Origin of the sequence: Sulfurovum sp. (assembly GCF_015493435.1) — a bacterium.
Lineage (GTDB): Bacteria > Campylobacterota > Campylobacteria > Campylobacterales > Sulfurovaceae > Sulfurovum.
Window position 1 is genome coordinate 1 of sequence record NZ_WGDD01000001.1, and the last position, 17,367, is coordinate 17,367.

Sequence of the window (17,367 nt, forward strand, 5' to 3'; positions counted from 1 at the left end):
GATGAAACCGTTGTGGTACTGGGTGAAGATGTAGGACTCTACGGCGGCAGTTACCGGGTCACGGAAGGACTGGTCGCCAAATACGGCGAAAGACGTCTTATTGACACCCCTATTGCCGAACTTTCCATTGTCGGAAATGCGGTAGGCATGGCTATCGGCGGTCTGCGTCCGGTTGCGGAGATCATGACAGCCAATTTCGGTCTTCTGGCCTTCGATCAGATCATCAACCATATGGCGAAATACCGTTATATGAGCGCAGGGAAGATTACCCTGCCTATGGTGGTACGCTTTCCCCAGGGTGTCAGCCGGCAGCTTGCCGCACAGCATTCGGAGAGTTATGAACAGATGCTTACGGCGGTTCCCGGCCTGACGGTACTCGCAGCGAATGATATCAACTATGCCTACCATGCACTGAAATTTGCGATCATGAGTGATGATCCTGTTGTTTTTATCGAGCATGAACTGCTCTACAACAAAAAAGGCGAAATCGACTTTGAAACTGCTATCGATCCTCTCAAGGCACGTGTTGTCAAAGAGGGGCAGGATATGACGATCGTCAGCTATCTCAAAATGCTTGACGATGTGATGGAAGCGGTTCCCGAAATAGAAAAGCAGCTTGGCAAGAGCTGTGAAGTGATCGACCTCTGTTCGCTCAATCCGATCGATTACGAGACGCTGGAAACGTCCCTGAAAAAGACCGGTGCCATTGTCGTGGTGGAAGAAGACCACAAAACAGGCGGTTTCGGTTCGCAGATCGTAAGCTGGGCCGCGGAAGAAATGTTCTACAGCCTCGACGCACCGCCGCTGCGCCTTGCAGGAGAAGATGTACCGATTCCGTATAACCGTACGCTTGAACTGGCATCTATTCCTACGCCGGACAAGATCACGGACAAGATCATAGCATGGGGAAAAAACAATGGACTATAAAGTAGTAATGCCCCGCCTCTCCGACTCTATGGATGAAGGAGAGCTGGTTGAATGGAAGATCAAACCCGGAGACAGCGTCAAGAACGGTGATGTCATTGCCGAAGTCGAGAGTGACAAGGCGGTCATTGAGATACAGTCGTTCAAAAACGGTGTCGTCAAAGAGATTTTGGTCAAAGAGGGGACGACCGTACCTGTCGGAACGCCCATAGCACTGATCGATACCGATGCTTCCGCGGCAAAAAAAGTACCAGTGAACCAAAAAGAGGAAACATCCGGAAAAGGACAGATACCAAAGCCCAAAGAAGAAGCAAAGCAAAACCCCGGGGCGAAAGAGAGCTCTCAAAGCGCAACAACCGCTTCTTCTCCCTCCGCAGCAGCAGACCTCAACCCGATCGATATTCTTTTGGGCATCACCAATACACAGCCTTCTTCCTATACCGGAGGAAATTCCTCACCCCGTGCGCGGGCGGAAGCAGCAAAATACGGACTGGATATCGAACAGCTCCAAAAAGAGGACAAACTTCCCGTACCGGCACATATTGCCGATATCAAACGCTATTACATCCACCGTTATTTTACCCCCAAAGCATTGGAGCTGATGGCACTCTACCATTTGTCTACCGACCTGTTTGAAGCAGGAAAAAAACATGATGAAGCCGAAGTGGCCTCCTATATTGAAGCACATGAGATCCCCTTGGCTAAACCGCTCAGCATCGCCCAAAAAGCCATGATAAACATGGTCAGCGAATCCGTAAAAAAGCCGGTCTATCATATGACTGACTATCTTGATGCAACATTGCTGAACCAGTATACGACAAAAGAGCTTACCGTGACGGTCTGGCTGCTGAAACTGATGGCCGAAGCCATGATGCAGCATGACTCTTTTCGTATGACACTGGGTACCAATGCGATACAGCTCTGGCCGAATGCCAACCTCTCTCTTGCCATGGCCGACGGAGAACTGCTGTATATGCCTGTATTCAAAGAAGTCAATACCAAAAAGCCCGCACAGATCGCCGAAGAACTCAATACCTTCAAAACAAAGATCAAAGCACGCAAACTGACCAAAGAAGATCTCTCCGCTTCAACCTTCGGTATCTCCAACCTCGGTATGACGGGTATCGCACAGTTCGATGCCATGATCAACCGTGATGACTGCGGCATCGCTGCGATCGGAAGTGAGCAGGACGGGAAGATCTCGGTGACACTGACAGTCGATCACCGCATTGTCAACGGCTATCAGGCTGCACTTTTCATGCAGGCATTGAAAAATCTTGCCAAAGACCCCCAGAGTTTCAAGGAGCAGTAATGTATGACGTACTCTATATCGGCGGAGGGCTCAATTATGCGGGAGCCATTGTCGCGGCGAAGAACGGTTTGAAAGTGGCACTTGTCGAAAAAGAGATGGACCTGCTTGGCGGGACCTGCCTGCACAAAGGGTGCATCCCTTCCAAAATGTTCCTGCATTATGCCAATACGCTCAGGCAAAGCAAAAGCCCGTTCTTTGAAGGCACACTGACACTCGAGATGAAAACACTTGTCGAAAAGAAAAACCGTTTGCGCCAAAATGCCAATAAAGCGGTGCGCACCCAGTGCAGAGAAATTGATCTCATTGAGGGCGAAGGGAAGCTCACGGCACCGCACAAAGTAGAAGTGGGAGGAAAAACGTATGAAGCCAAAAGCATTGTCATCGGTACCGGTTCTTCTGCGTTCATCCCGGAGGGGATAGCCTACGACAGGGAAAACATTATTACCAGTGATGAAGTACTTGAAATGAAACAGCTTCCCAAAACGATCGCCATTTACGGTGATGGCGCCATTGGGCGGGAAATGGCAAGCTTCTTTGTCTCCAGCGGCGCAAAGGTCACACTTATATCGAGGCATGAGGGCCTGCTCAAAGGAGTACATACCCTCATAGCGAACAGTATGCAGAAACAGATGGACACTCTGGGTATAGAACACCTTGGAAACCATCCTGTCACCAAAGCCCGTATGACACAGCGGGGAGTGCATGTTACCTTTGAGGACGGCAGCAGCAGATATTTTGAAACATTGCTTGTTGCCACAGGACGCAGACCCAATACCGGTGTCATCGGGACAGACGCTGTCAAAGTGGGAAAAGGCATTGTGACAGATGATGATTTTGAAACGACACTTTCCGGGCACTATGCCATCGGAGACTGCAACGGCAAGCTGCAGCTTGCCCATGCAGCGCGTGCCGAAGCACTTTATGTCACACAGAAAATTCTGGGCAGAACACCGCACAGGCTGAATCTTTCGCATGTCGTAAAATTCATGCATACTCTTCCGATGAGCTATGCGTGGGTCGGCGAGACACGGCACACACTTGAAAAACGCAATGCTGACTTCAAAGAGAGCGTGATGCCGCTGAACCGTTTTACCGCCTCGGTTTTTCATGATGCTGTACACGGCATGATGATCACCTATGCCGACGGGGAAGGCTTCATTCTGGGGGCAGAGATACTTGCACCCGATGCCGAAGAGCTCATCGCTCCCGTAGCCATGGCACTTGCCGGGGAGATGGATGCTCCGCTGGCACAGCGTACGGTTATGGCACATCCTACTTTCAGTGAGGCACTGGAGAGAAGCTGGTTTAAGCTGTAGGATCTGTCTGTTTTGTTAGAGAGATCCAGAGAAATAGGCTTCTCCATACGCTTTTTTAGTTCCCGTCTGGTATCATAAGCTGAAATTGTTTACGAGGAAACCATACAGCATGACAAAATTAGACATATTGACATTTGACAAGGCCGGAAAACTTGCACAGCAGCACGCTCCTTTACCACAGAATACCGAGACTGTACTTCTCACGGAACTGCTGCAGCGGGTTTTGGCAGAAAACATCACTGTACAGAAGAACCTCCCTTCCTTTAACAATTCTGCCATGGACGGATTTGCATTCCGATATGCGGAACGCGGTCAGACCCTCAGGATCAGAGCAGCCATCTTTGCCGGTGACAAGCCTCTTCCCCGGCTCGAAGCAGGAGAATGCTACAAGATCATGACCGGTGCACAGGTACCGTCCGATGCAGATACCATCGTACCCATCGAAAACTGCTCCGGCGTGACTGATACCCATGTACAGATCCCCGAAGACATCAAACAGGGAAATGCATTCCGCCAGAAAGGGGAAGAGCAAAAAGAAGGCCATATACTTTTTGAGAAAGGTACCTTCATCACCCCCGCACATATTGCCCTGCTCGCCGCACAGGGGATCATGGCTGTCAAAGCATACAAAAAGCTTCAGATCGCCGTACTCTCTACAGGCAATGAGATCAAAGAACCCTGGGAGAATGCAGATAAAGATGAGATTTATAACGCCAATGCCTTTGCCATCACCTCACTGCTCGAACAATACGGCTTTGCTCCCACTTATGCCGGTTCTCTTCCTGATCACCTGGAACAGACCGTTTCACTCATTAAAAGTCTAAAGCGTTATGACGTCATCATCACGACCGGCGGTATCTCTATGGGTGATGCCGACTTCCTCGAAGAAGGTTTCCTGCGCAATGGCCTTACACCGCTCTTTCACGGTGTCAATGTCAAGCCCGGACGCCCGACAATGATGGGCACCATGGACAGTTCTTTTGTCATGGCTATGCCGGGAAATCCTCTCACCGCAATGATCAATACATTTATGCTTTCGCTTCCTGTACTGTTTAAAATGCAGGGCAGCAGACATTTCTCCCATCCCTATATTTACGCCAGAAACAGTAAATCATTTAAGATGAAGCCGGGCAAAAGCAATATCGTTCTGGGGTCCGTAGAGGACGGTGTATTTCATGTCACGAGAGACAACCGCTATGGTTCAGGTATGCTCACCCCCATCACAGAGAGTAATGCCCTGGCCGTTTTCAATGATACCGTAGGCATGGTTGAAAAAGGAGAAATGATCAAAGTGGTTCTTTTTGAAAGAGCCCCGCTGGGCAGCAGCAGCGGCTACATCAACTAAAGGGAACCTCTAAAGCGATGTGTCAAACCGTCTGTTCCCCTCTTTCCTGATATCGGAGAAATGGTCAAGGTATTCAAGATATGCCACAAGGTATTTCCGGCTCAGGGGATAGTGTGCTTTGAAATTTGCTATCTCTATGTAACCGTCATCCTGTATGATCCTTCGCATTTTCAGGACAATGTTTCCAAGACTCCGGGCACAGATAAAAAGGTTGTGTGACAGACGTACAACACTTTTTTGTACACAAAGTGCCTTCAGGACACGATCACCGCTTTTTCTGTCAATATCAAGATCATCATACATATTGAAAGGGGCAGAAGGGGCCGTGTCTTCTTCTCTCAACCGTTCCAGAATACGCGCTCCAAGAAATGAAGCTGTCTCTTCTGTCACCTTTGCATTTTTATAGAGATTGCCTTCCGCCTTGAGCACACCTTTTTTTTCAAGTATCCCGAATGCAGAAGCGATCAAGCCCTCACTGGCCCAGGGCATTCTGAGCCTGATACTTGAAACAGAAAGCAGTGCATAACGGTTTTTTTCATAGACAGCCCCGATCTGCTCCGCCAATTCGGCTTGCGTTTCCAGAGGGTAGAGCACCAGTGCCTTTTCATCGACAAACACATTTTTAAGTACTGTGGCCTGTGCTATGGCTTCTTCATGGGAAAGGGCAAAACGCTGTGCGGAAGAAACCAGTCCCAGCCCCTGTTTATGTGCTTCAAGCAGCACCCTGTAGGCTTGCGGAAAATCCTCCGATTTCAAGGCTTCCAGCAGAGCCAGTTTCTGCTTCCTGCGCAGCGGATCGGCAACGGGGTTCAGTACCCTCGCACCCGCTACCGTTCTATTCCCTTCTCTGAGTATCAGTTTTTCCCCGTAGATAGAAAAAATACTGCTGCAGGATTTCAGTGTGGCAAAACCGCACGCTGCATGCTCTTTGCCTTCAAAGAGTGTCACTCTAACCTCTGAGCGCATCGCACCGATATAGAGTGTATAGTTCCGGTTGTGCCGCAGTTCTTCTCTGCCGAGTGTCTCAAAAAAGATGTCAATCGATCCAAAACCGCGCAGATAGCCTTTTTGGCTGAGCAGGTAGCCCCGCTTGATCTCTTTGGCATTGACACCGGCCAGGTTCAGTGCCACACGGCTGGAAAGCTCCGCTTTGCCGACATCTTCATTGTGCACCTGTATATTCCTGATGCGGCAGGGGGTCTCTGTATTACAAATGAAAAGTGTGTCTTTTAACGAGACAGGCTTCCCAAGTACACTGCCTGTTACCACGGTTCCGACCCCTCTGAGAGAAAAGACACGGTCCACATAGAGGCGAAAGAAATTTGCTTCAACTTTGGGTCTGGCAGGCAGAGCAAAAAGCCGTTTTTTCACTGCTTCAACACTGGCTGCGTCATAAATGGAAACAGCCAGTGTCCCCAAAAGGTTAAAACCGAATCTTGTCACCTGCTCTTCGATCTGTGCGGAAGCAGCAGCAAGCGCCGTTTCGGGAACAAGGTCTTTTTTAGTCACGATCAGCAGCGCATCTCTGACCCCCAGCAGCTTGAGTATTTCCATATGCTCCAGTGTTTGGGGCATCACACCTTCTGCAGCCGAAACTGCGATGAGTACCGCATCGAAGCTGAAAGCCCCGGAGATCATATGTTTTACCAGTTTTTCATGTCCGGGTACATCGATAAAAGATATATTCTTTTCACCATTCCCCAGACTGGAAAAACTCAGATCAATGGTAATGCCCCGCGCTTTCTCTTCCTTGAGCGTATCGCCTTCAAACCCGTTAAGTGCTTTTATCAGTGCCGTTTTACCGTGGTCAATATGCCCGCAGGTCCCTACGATGAGATGAGACATTCCGCTCCCTTCTCGATAGTGTCAAACTCATCCTCACTGACGGTACGCAGATCAAGCAGAAATCTGCCCGCTTCGATACGTCCGATGATCCTCTGTGCTCTGAAAAGTGCTTCGATCCTGTTGGCACCCAGTCTGCCGGACGTAACTGAAACGGCCACAGAGGGGATCTTCCTGTTGGGTGTCGATCCGCCTCCTACCACTGTCTGTGTTCTGACAATCTCACAGGAGACACTCTTTTCAAGCCGCTTTTTAAGCTTTTCTGCCCTCTGCTCAAGTGTTTTTTCCGTCTCAAACAGCATTCTGAGTGTCGGTATCTTCTCATACTCGTCTCTAAGCATTTTCTGCACATCTTCAGCCAAAATGGCCAGGGTGACTTTGTCCACCCTGAGCATACGCAGAAGCTGGTTTTTTTTCAGTTTGGAGATCAACGCTTTTTTTCCCACAATAATACCTGCCTGGACGGAGCCGAAGAGTTTGTCTCCCGAAAAACTCAGAAGTGACGGATCATGTTTCATGATCTCGTGCAAACCGGGTTCTTTTTGCCCCAAACCATAAGGCAGTTCGGCAACATGCCCGCTGCCGAGGTCATAGTAGTCTATCAGACCGCGGGCTTTGGCAAGCGTGCGTATTTGGGCAAAGGGGACTTCTGACGTAAAGCCTTCAATACTGTAGTTGGATTTGTGCACTTTCATTACAAGACGGGTACGCTCTCCAAGGGCTTCTTCGTAATCCCGCAGATGCGTTTTATTGGTCGCACCCACCTCTACCAGTTTCGCACCGGACTGCTTCATCACTTCGGGAATGCGGAAACTTCCCCCTATTTCCACCAGTTCTCCCCTGCTGACGATCACCTCTTTGCGTTTGGCAAAGGTATTGAGTATCAGAAAGACTGCCGCGGCATTATTGTTGACCACCAGCACATCTTCACAGCCAAGCAGCATTTTCATCAGCCCTGTGATGTGCGAATAGCGCTCGCCTCTCTTTCCTTTCTTGAGATCGTACTCAAGGTTGTTGTAGGAACAGGCCAGGGCTCTGGCCTTCTCAAAACTCTCCGGATCTATCAAACTTCGTCCCAGGTTGGTATGGACGATCACTCCGGTAGCATTGACCACACTTTGAAGCGAAGGGGTCATCACGGTATCATACGCCTGCCTGATCTCTTCTGCAAGTTTTCCGGCATTTACATCCGTTGTCTTTCCCTCTTCTATCGCAATACGCAGACGTCCAAAACGCTCACGTATCAGAGGCAGAAGCACTTTGGAAGCGCAGCCCTCAAACACAGGAAGCCCCAAAAACGTATCGACCTTTGGTATACTGCGTAAAAGTTCATGTCTGGATTTTTTCATCTCTTTTACCTTTTCATGCTACAATGCCATACTTCTTTTGAGGGGGAGATGTGATTCTGGTGGACACCGCGGGCTTCAAACCCGTTCGGAGGTTTTTGTGAAAATGCCTCGGCAGGTTCGATTCCTGCCTCCTCTCGCCAAAACCATACAACAGACAGATAACGGCCTCCTGTCCCCAATCATATTTATGATGCCCGCAGAGATCGTTTAAAAGCAGGATGATCCGGCACAGCCGACACACTAAAAGACAACAATATCCGCTTCACCCTTGGGAACGACTTCACCGATGATCCTTGCGTAACCATAGGTCGTCTCTTCTATGCGTTTCAAATACTCATTGGCATCTTTCGCATTCATCGAAATAAGCAGGCCGCCGGAAGTTTGTGCATCCGAAAGAATCAGTTTGGCATCTTCGGCACCCTTTTTGAACGCTACCCTGCTTTCAATATGCTTCATGTTCCGTTTACTGCCGCCGGGGACCGCACCAAGTTCAGCCATAGCCGAAACCTCGGGCAGTATGGGCAGCAGCCCGCTGTCGATGTCAAAACTGATGGCATCATTCATTGACTCCAGTGCATGTCCGAGCAATCCGAAACCGGTCACATCCGTACAGGCGGAAACATCGTACTCCCGCATCACAACCGAAGGAAAATAGTTCAGCGACTGCATGATCTTTGCTGCCTCTTCCATACTCGGTTCCGATAACAGGTCACGTTTGATCGCCGTAGAAAGGATACCTGTTCCCAAAGGTTTGGTCAAGATGAGCACATGTCCCGCTTTTGCCGTATTGTTCTGAACGATCCTTGCAGGATGTATCAGTCCTGTGACAGAAAGACCGTAATACATTTCAGGCGATTCAATCGTATGTCCGCCCATCAGCACACCGCCGCATTCTTTGATCTTTTCATTCCCTCCGAGCAATATCTCTCCAAGTGCTTCACCCGGAAGATTGCATTTGTCGAAACCGACAATATTCAGCGCCGTTTTGACATCTGCACCCATGGCAAAAACATCGGAGAGCGCATTGGCCGCAGCGATCTTTCCATATACATAAGGATCATCCACCACAGGTGTAATAAAATCAAGTGTCTGCACAATCGCCTGATCTTCATTGATACGGAAAACAGAAGCATCTTCACTGTTGTCAAATCCTACAAGCAAGTCTTCACTGTCACAATCGAGCCCGCAAAGGGTATGTTTCAGGTCCTCCGGACCCATCTTTGCAGCTCAACCGGCAGCTTGAACGAACTTGGTCAATCTATATTCGTTATTCACATTCACCTCTAAAGAATTTAATTTCAATTTACATTATAATTTTACTCTTTTTTCATTACAGGAGGGTTAGCGCCAGGATGGGTAGAAAGTGCAAATCCGAAGATCGTTATTGCTGTGATGGTTCAGGAAAGAAAAGAGAGAGCCATCTGAAGCAGTCTTCAGATGGCTTGAGAGAAAATTACAGGCCGCTGAGCATCTTCTTGACCGCGTATTCCAAACGTTTCTTCTGCTGGTCAAGGGGCAGGCCTTTAAATTCGCCTTCCGCTGTAGATAACCAGATAATGGAACCGGTATCGGCATCAACAAGCATCAGAACCATTGCAGCAGCCGGTACATTCTCGATCATAGAACGTCCCTTCTTATCCAGTTTGATCTGCATGGCATTCATATCTGCACCTGCCACATAAGCAACAAAAAAGTCAGGGTTTTTCTTGACTTCTATTTTGCCTTTTTTCTGCAATTCTGTATTAATCAGTGCTTTGATATCGGCGTCTACATTTGCATTTTTCAGTGTTTTGTCTTTTTTCAATGTGTCATCGACACCGCTCTCTTTAATGATCTCATAGGTTTTATACCCTTTAAGATTCGCTTTTGCCGACTTGACCGTCTCCACTTCGATATCTTTTGTCGATACACCGCATCCTGCAAGTCCTGCGATCATTAATGCGACGACCGCTCCTTTAATCCATTTTGACATTCTGTTCCTTTTTATTGAATTATATCATTATACTCGATAAAACTAAAGCAGATATGCTTTTATATCTTATTGCACTGTCACTGTCGTTTTTTACGTGTATATTTTTTGTTCGTACTGTAAATACGCCGGAGGTCCGGCCGGGCAAAGCGCATATAGCGGTGCCGTGTAATAAGAACCGGCATTCCCACTCCTGCCCAGTTGTAGAGAAGGGGAATATCTTTTTTGTCCACATGAATGCAGCCATGCGACGTAAAGTCGATATTGCCTTCATGGAGTGCATGTCCCCACCGGGTGAAAAAAAGGCTGTAATCCATATTGTTGCTGCCGTCGGGTTCAGGATATTTTGATGAAGTATGGTACCTTTTCTTCTTCAGTATGCTCCATTTCCCCGAAGGGGTATACCCCATCTCTTCCCCCGATGAAATGCCGGCACTCAGCCAGACGGTACCGTCGCGGTCCACAGCGTAAAATCTGCCGTCACTGTTCTCTTCCCTGACCGACACGAGAATAAAGTCTTTGCCTGTCAGGTCAATGTCATGTTCATTGCCGTTCCTGTCGATAGAAACAAATTCGGTTTTGGAAACAGGAATAAGCTCTCTATCCTGTGCATTCACAGTAATACAGATAAAAAGCAGAGCAAACACTATACGCTTCATAAAATGACCCTATAAAAATTGATTTAAATTGATTATAGCATAAAAGGAGAGATACTTCCATCCCCTCAAGGGGAAGAAGTATAAAAAAAGAGGCGATTTCTACTCAACCATCGCTTCAAGATCTTTTTTGGAAACTTTGTTGAAATTCAGGTACCTGTAGACATCATCCGTCATTTCAGGTTTGATCTTCTTGGGGACCAGCTCCATATACTCTTCAGCTGTAGGCAGTTCGCCTTTGAGTGCAACAACGGCTGCCAGCTCTGCCGAACCGAGATAGACCTGAGAGTCTTTGCCCAGTCTGTTGTCAAAGTTTCTTGTAGAGGTCGAGAAAACATACGCACCCTTGGCCACCTGTGCCTGGTTACCCATACAGAGTGAACATCCGGGGATCTCTGTTCTCGCACCTGCCGTACCGAAGACAGAGTAGTACCCTTCTTCGATCAGTGTGTGTTCATCCATCTTTGTCGGAGGACATACCCACAGTTTCGTAGGCACGGGACCTTCCCCTCTGAGCACTTCACCCAGCGCTCTGAAAAGACCGATGTTCGTCATACATGAACCGACAAATACTTCATCGATCTTTGTTCTGAGGCCCTGCTCATGGATCTCTGTCAATGTCTTGACATCATCCGGATCGTTAGGACATGCCAAAATAGGTTCTTTGATCTCATTCATGTCGATCTCGATGACCGCTGCATACTGGGCATCCGGATCCGCTTCAAGCAGTTCAGGGTTTGCGATCCATTCTTTCATTTTGTCTGCACGTCTCTGAAGTGTATTTTTATCTTCATATCCCTGAGCGATCAACTCTTCGATAAGCACGATGTTCGACTTGAGATACTCGATGATAGGTTCTTTGTTCAATTTGACCGTACATGCCGCTGCCGAACGCTCTGCCGATGCATCTGAAAGCTCGAATGCCTGCTCGCACTTTAAATCTTCAAGGCCCTCGATCTCAAGAACACGGCCTGCAAAGATATTTTTCTTCCCTTTTTTTTCTACGGTAAGAAGACCGTCTTTGATCGCCTGGTAAGGAATAGCATTTACCATGTCTCTCAGTGTGATACCCGGCTGCATTTCACCTTTGAATCGTACGAGAACAGATTCCGGCATCGTAAGAGGCATCATCCCCGTTACCGCCGCGAATGCTACAAGCCCTGACCCCGCGGGGAACGAGATACCGATAGGGAATCTTGTGTGGCTGTCCCCGCCTGTACCGACTGTGTCGGGAAGACACATTCGGTTCAGCCATGAGTGGATAACCCCGTCACCCGGTCTAAGGATGAAACCTTTTCTCTCTGTCCAGAATTTGGGTAGTGTATGCTGCAAATTGATATCGGCAGGCTTTGGATACGCCGCTGTATGACAGAAGGACTGAAGTACGAAGTCCGCCCCGAAGCTCAGTGCCGCAAGTTCTTTGATCTCGTCTCTCGTCATGGGCCCCGTTGTATCTTGGGAACCGACTGTCGTTGCAATAGGCTCGCAGTAGGTACCCGGCTTTACACCTTCCATACCGCAGGCTTTGCCTACCATTTTCTGTGCAAGGGTAAATCCTTTTCCGTCATCTTCGGGCTGTGTCGGTGTCATGAAAATATGACCTGCATCCATACCGAGCGCTTCTCTCGCTTTGGCAGTTAACCCTTTGCCGATGATCAACGGAATACGACCGCCCGCTCTCATTTCGTCAGGAAGCGTGTTCGGCTCGAGCGTGAACTCGGATACCACTTTTCCGTCTTTCTCGATCACACCTTCAAAAGGCTTTACAGTGATCACATCACCTGTCTCAAGCTCAGCGACCGGTGCCTGGATAGGAAGACATCCCGAATCTTCCGCAGTGTTGAAAAAGATCGGAGCGATAATATCGCCGATAACCACACCGCCGGTTCTCTTGTTCGGTACACCGGGGATGTCTCTACCCATATGCCACTGCACGGAATTGATCCCGGATTTTCTTGAAGAACCGGTACCGACGACATCACCGACATAGGCAAGAGGATGTCCTTTTTTCTTCAGCTCTGCCATGGTCTCCAACGGATTTTCCATTCTCGCCTGAAGAAAAGAGTTCGCATGCAGAGGAATATCCGCTCGCGTAAAGGCTTCAGAAGCAGGAGAAAGGTCATCGGTATTCGTCTCACCGGGAATCTTATAGACAGTAAGCGTGATCTCTTTTTCCAGCTCCGGCTTGTTCGTGAACCACTCGGCATTCGCCCATGACTCTACCACCTGCTTTGCGTATTCGTTGCCTTCCTCCATCAGTGTTTTGACCGTTTCGAAGTCTCCGTAAACCAAAATCGTATTTTTCAGCTGGTCTGCCGCTTCCTGTGCAATGGCAACATCCTGGTTTCTCAAAGCATCGATCAGCGGTCCGATATTGTAACCGCCCAGCATAGCACCAAGAAGCTCTACTGCTTCGAACTTGGTGATGGCATCGCTTTTTGCATCACCCTGAACGATCGCATTCAGGAAAGCCGCTTTTACATACGCTGCATCATCCACACCCGCGGGTACCTTGTTCTTCAAGAGGTCCAACAGGTATTCTTTTTCTACGATCGGGTTCGCTTTAAGCAATTCCACAAGTTCCGCTGTCTGCTCAGCAGTCAATGCCAAAGGCGGGACACCAAGCTTTGCACGCTCAGCGGTATGTGCTTTGTATTCTTCAATTAAGGCCATCATGGTCTCCTGTATAATGATAAATTTGTACATAAATGGTACCCAAATGAGGTTAAATCTTATTTGAATGATAAGCATCGGTAAAGCAGTTGCAAACGATGTAGCGAAATGTTACAAAAAAGATACCATCCGGTACTTTTCCCTTCAACAGGTCACAGCTTAGAGAATATCCCTGTTACCTTTTGCATTCGGCGCAGAAAGTATTCCCATGGCTTCAAGCTGTTCAATGATATTGGCAGAACGGTTGTATCCTATCTGCAATTTTCTCTGCAAATAGGAAATGGACGTTTTTTTGTCCGTACGCACAATATTTTTTGCCTCTTCAAACAGCGGATCAAGCGTAATCTCGTCATTCTCTGCATTACCGTTCCCCGCTGCGGCACCCCCTGCAACAAGGTAACTCTCATCATACTCCGGTGCTCTTTGTGATTTTAGAAATTCAACAACTTCATCGATCTCTTCCTCCGTATTCCAGGGAGCATGTATACGCACAAGGCCTGTCATGCCAGGAGGTGTAAAAAGCCCGTCACCGCGTCCCAGAAGGCTCTCCGCCCCCATGGAATCGAGGATGACCTTGGAGTCGATGCGCTGCCCCACGCGGTAGCTGAGCCGTGAAGGCAGGTTGGCTTTGATCAGCCCGGTAACGACATCGACACTGGGCCGCTGTGTTGCTACTATCAGATGGATACCGCAGGCTCTGGATTTCTGTGCCAGTCTGGCGATAGAGAGTTCCACCTCTTTACCGCCGTTCATCATCAGGTCAGCCAGTTCGTCAATAACGATCACGATATAGGGGAACGGCTCGGCACTGCCTTCTTTTTTGACCTTTTCATTGTAGTTTTCAATGTTCTTGGTACGGCTCTCCGCCATCAGTTTATAGCGGCGCTCCATCTCCCCTACCATATTGGCGAGGGCAGCGATCGCTTTGACCGGTTCCGTGATGACAGGAGTAATAAGATGCGGAATATCATTATACATTGAGAATTCCAGCATTTTCGGATCGATCAGCATCAGTTTGAGGTGTTCAGGATCGTTCCGGTACAGTAGAGAAAGGATCATAGCGTTGATCCCTACCGATTTTCCGGAACCTGTCGTTCCGGCTATCAGCAAATGCGGCAGTTTTTTAATGTCGGTCACGAACGGTTTGCCGACAATATCTTTGCCCAGAGCCACGGTCAAAGGAGAACTGGACTCTTTAAAGACATCACTCTCAAGGATCTCCCGGAGGTAGATCGTATCGATCTTTTCATTGGGTATCTCTATGCCTACAACATCACGTCCGGGAATGGGCGCCTGTATACGGATCGTTTCGGCACTCAGCGCCATGGCAAGATCATCCTGAAGTCCCAATATCTTGGAAACCTTGACATTGGGTGCGGGTTTGAACTCAAAAGTTGTGACAAGAGGACCGCTGTAAGTCCTTACGACATCACCTTCCACTTTGAACTGCTGAAGTTTGGTCAAAAGCTCTTCTATTTTTCTGTCAATCTCTGCTTCATTGATCTTTTTGGTCACTTTGGGTGCTTTTTGCAGAAAATCCAGTTTGGGCAGTTTGAAATTCTCCGGCTTAGCTACTTTTCCTTTTTCCATCTGCTCAAGCAGTTTGGAATTTTCTTCAAGCTCTTCCACGATCTCAACACCTGTTTTGCTGCTCGTCACAGCTGCTTCTTTTTTCGGGTGCCTCCCTTTTGCTGCCGGTACCGGCATAGCTTCCGCCTCATGTTCACGCTCCAATATTTCATCGGAGGTAAGACTGTCCATTTCGTCTATTTCCTGAACCACTCTCTCCTTGGGTTTTGACAGCGTTTTGTTCTTTGCAGCTGTTTTTCTCGGTTTTCGTATCTTTTTGGGCTTTACTTCTGCATTTTGGGCCGGTGTATCAATGATCGGCATCATTTCGTCTTCCAGCCGGGGAGAGGAAAAAGGATTGGTAAAAAGTACTTTCAGGAATTTTTTCAGTCCGCTGCCTACGGGGACAAGCACATTTCCGACAGAACGGCTTTGCTCTTTCTTTCTGCTGCTTTTTTCCTTTCTTTCCGGCACAAGTGATCTCCAGGAAAAATCATCTTCCAGAATGAACACCAGAGAAAGTACCATAACCATCAGCCAGAGCAGCCAGAGCCCTGCTTTTCCGATCAGCGGGGCAAGGAAACCAATGATCTGGGTACCTATAAACCCGATATTCCTGCTTTCAAGCACCAGCGATTCAAACAGAACGGCACCTATGAACAGGAGTATCCATCCCAGATAGAAATCGATCTCTTTTCTCACCTTGGGCCGGGTATACAGTTTATAGAGCGGATAAAAAAGTATGATGATATTGACATAAGCGAAGTAGCCGAAAAGATGCAGGTTGGTATCTCCAACGATTTTTCCTATATTCCCGACCAGCGCAGTCTCATGAAAAAGGGTAGAAAAAGCACCATACATAAACAGTATAGCCGTAATGATAATAACTATTTTCACTCGTTGTCCTAAATATTACCGCACAGGGTAATTCATATTAATTAATGAAGATATTATAACGTATAAACTTTAGGCATCTATGAAAAAATGCCAAATTGTCATAAAAGTACTTTTTTAAACTGTTCTAAACAGTATTTAAGCCTTGCAGGGGTAAAATTCTTTTTACATTTCAGGATGTGCATGCCGCAGTGATGGAACTGGTAGACTTGGTAGACTCAAAATCTTCTGCCTTCGGGCGTGGCGGTTCGAATCCGCCCTGCGGTACCATTAGATAGGACGTAAAATGAACGAAGTTCATCTTTACTGCGTTAACACTGGGTTTTACTCAGCGTAAGGCTCAAGCGACTGGTCGCTTTGTGTGAACGAATAAACTATCAAAAACCAGATTTACAGCCTGTCTGATTTCAGACAAACTCTTTTGCGGGAGTAGCTCAGTTGGCTAGAGCGTCAGCCTTCCAAGCTGAGGGTCGCGGGTTCGAGTCCCGTCTCCCGCTCCACTTTAGCGACATATGGATATATGCGGGCGTAGCTCAGCGGTAGAGCATAACCTTGCCAAGGTTAGGGTCGACGGTTCGATCCCGTTCGCCCGCTCCATGATCTTTTATCCCCACTTTTATTATTTTTTCATTTACAGTGCAGGGTTAACTGTTAATCCTTTATTACCCTCCGTTAACTCCCAGGGGTTATACTGTCACTAAGAAAGGTGACAAACTCTTTCAGGAGATTTTGTTTTACTCCTTGTCCAAAATTGTAAACTTCCTTGTTTATCTCTTGGAGAGTCACCTTTTAGAACCAAAGAGCCGTCCTCCCTTACTTCATTGTAAACTTCCTTGTTTTAGGCTCTTTGGTTATCCTCAACCCAAATTCTTACTTTCTTTTGATATAATCTTTTCATACATTAAAAATAATGAGGCTTTTGATTTGAAACTTGTTGTAGCCATTACCGGTGCGAGCGGTGTTGCATTGGGGAAAAAATTTGTCGACTGCCTGCCTGAAGATATAGAAGTGCATGTGATCGTTTCGGACAATGCCTTTACCGTTGAATCTTTCGAGAACAGAAAAGTGACACTGCATGCTTCAGAGGACATTGCCGCCTCCGTCTCAAGCGGTTCCTTCAGGGTCGATGCCACAGCCATCATTCCCTGCAGTATGAATACCCTGGCCAAAGTCGCCTGCGGGATCAGCGACAATCTGGCTACCCGTGTTGCCGCTGTCGCACTCAAAGAACAAAAAAAACTCCTCCTTGCCCCCCGTGAACTTCCTTTTTCAGCTATTGCACTTGAAAATATGCAGAAACTGGCCGCTTTGGGCGTCATCATCGCTCCGCCGGTCATGGGATACTATTCCGATGTTTCCTCCCTCGAAGAGATGGAGGAATTTATCGTCGGGAAGTGGTTTGATGTACTCGGCATTGAAAACAGTTTATATGAAAGATGGGAAGGATAACATCCAGTGACAGGTATGAAAAATAAAATGAAACGCAACATGATCGCATTAGGGCATAATAAAAATCTT

12 protein-coding genes and 4 tRNA genes are annotated in these 17,367 nt (G+C 47.8%); 9 read left to right on the forward strand and 7 right to left on the reverse strand.

Annotation, left to right across the window (positions count from 1 at the left end):
• The 4 genes from F8L24_RS00005 to F8L24_RS00020 all read left to right on the forward strand — a co-directional run.
• The coding region (locus tag F8L24_RS00005) for a transketolase C-terminal domain-containing protein (protein WP_294950851.1) at positions 1–927 on the forward strand (927 nt) is incomplete at its 5' end.
• A complete protein-coding gene (locus F8L24_RS00010; protein ID WP_294950852.1) occupies positions 917–2,236 on the forward strand; it encodes a CatA-like O-acetyltransferase in 1,320 nt (439 codons plus the stop codon). The genes F8L24_RS00005 and F8L24_RS00010, both read left to right, overlap by 11 nt.
• Positions 2,236–3,552 carry an NAD(P)/FAD-dependent oxidoreductase gene (locus tag F8L24_RS00015; RefSeq protein WP_294950853.1) on the forward strand — a complete coding sequence of 439 codons (1,317 nt, stop codon included), beginning with the start codon at positions 2,236–2,238 and terminating at the stop codon, positions 3,550–3,552. The genes F8L24_RS00010 and F8L24_RS00015 overlap by 1 nt, the downstream gene beginning before the upstream one ends.
• A gap of 109 nt (positions 3,553–3,661) precedes the next feature.
• Positions 3,662–4,897 carry a molybdopterin molybdotransferase MoeA gene (locus F8L24_RS00020; RefSeq protein WP_294950854.1) on the forward strand — a complete coding sequence of 412 codons (1,236 nt, stop codon included), beginning with the start codon at positions 3,662–3,664 and terminating at the stop codon, positions 4,895–4,897.
• Between the two features lie 9 nt (positions 4,898–4,906).
• On the opposite strand, the gene selB is transcribed toward F8L24_RS00020, so the two are convergent.
• Entirely contained in the window at positions 4,907–6,742 is a 1,836-nt protein-coding gene (gene selB / locus F8L24_RS00025; RefSeq protein WP_294950855.1) for a selenocysteine-specific translation elongation factor, read from the reverse strand.
• Positions 6,724–8,088, reverse strand: a complete 1,365-nt coding sequence (gene selA / locus F8L24_RS00030; RefSeq protein ID WP_294950856.1) for an L-seryl-tRNA(Sec) selenium transferase — start codon at positions 8,086–8,088, stop codon at positions 6,724–6,726. The genes selB and selA overlap by 19 nt, the downstream gene beginning before the upstream one ends.
• Before the next feature lie 41 nt (positions 8,089–8,129).
• Between selA and F8L24_RS00035 the strand changes: the two genes are divergently transcribed.
• A tRNA-Sec gene (locus F8L24_RS00035) sits at positions 8,130–8,228 on the forward strand.
• 100 nt (positions 8,229–8,328) lie between these two features.
• On the opposite strand, the gene selD is transcribed toward F8L24_RS00035, so the two are convergent.
• From selD to F8L24_RS00060, 5 genes are all read right to left on the reverse strand, one after another.
• Entirely contained in the window at positions 8,329–9,363 is a 1,035-nt protein-coding gene (gene selD, locus F8L24_RS00040; protein WP_294950857.1) for a selenide, water dikinase SelD, read from the reverse strand.
• A 178-nt stretch (positions 9,364–9,541) separates the two neighbouring features.
• Positions 9,542–10,060 (reverse strand): DUF4136 domain-containing protein, encoded by a 519-nt coding sequence (locus F8L24_RS00045; protein ID WP_294950858.1) that lies wholly within the window; start codon positions 10,058–10,060, stop codon positions 9,542–9,544.
• A 77-nt stretch (positions 10,061–10,137) separates the two neighbouring features.
• Entirely contained in the window at positions 10,138–10,716 is a 579-nt protein-coding gene (locus F8L24_RS00050) for a L,D-transpeptidase family protein (protein WP_294950859.1), read from the reverse strand.
• Between the two features lie 99 nt (positions 10,717–10,815).
• Entirely contained in the window at positions 10,816–13,386 is a 2,571-nt protein-coding gene (acnB, locus tag F8L24_RS00055) for a bifunctional aconitate hydratase 2/2-methylisocitrate dehydratase (protein WP_294950860.1), read from the reverse strand.
• 159 nt (positions 13,387–13,545) lie between these two features.
• Positions 13,546–15,852, reverse strand: a complete 2,307-nt coding sequence (locus F8L24_RS00060; protein WP_294950861.1) for a DNA translocase FtsK — start codon at positions 15,850–15,852, stop codon at positions 13,546–13,548.
• Between the two features lie 182 nt (positions 15,853–16,034).
• Here F8L24_RS00060 and F8L24_RS00065 point away from each other — a divergent pair.
• The 4 genes from F8L24_RS00065 (at position 16,035) to F8L24_RS00080 (ending at position 17,298) form a co-directional block, all read left to right on the forward strand.
• A tRNA-Leu gene (locus F8L24_RS00065) sits at positions 16,035–16,119 on the forward strand.
• 153 nt (positions 16,120–16,272) lie between these two features.
• Positions 16,273–16,349, forward strand: a tRNA-Gly gene (locus F8L24_RS00070).
• A 22-nt stretch (positions 16,350–16,371) separates the two neighbouring features.
• Positions 16,372–16,446: transfer RNA gene (locus F8L24_RS00075), tRNA-Gly, on the forward strand.
• 327 nt (positions 16,447–16,773) lie between these two features.
• Positions 16,774–17,298: a UbiX family flavin prenyltransferase gene (locus F8L24_RS00080; RefSeq protein ID WP_294950862.1), complete on the forward strand. Its 525-nt coding sequence runs from the start codon at positions 16,774–16,776 to the stop codon at positions 17,296–17,298.
• Positions 17,299–17,367 lie beyond the last annotated feature (69 nt).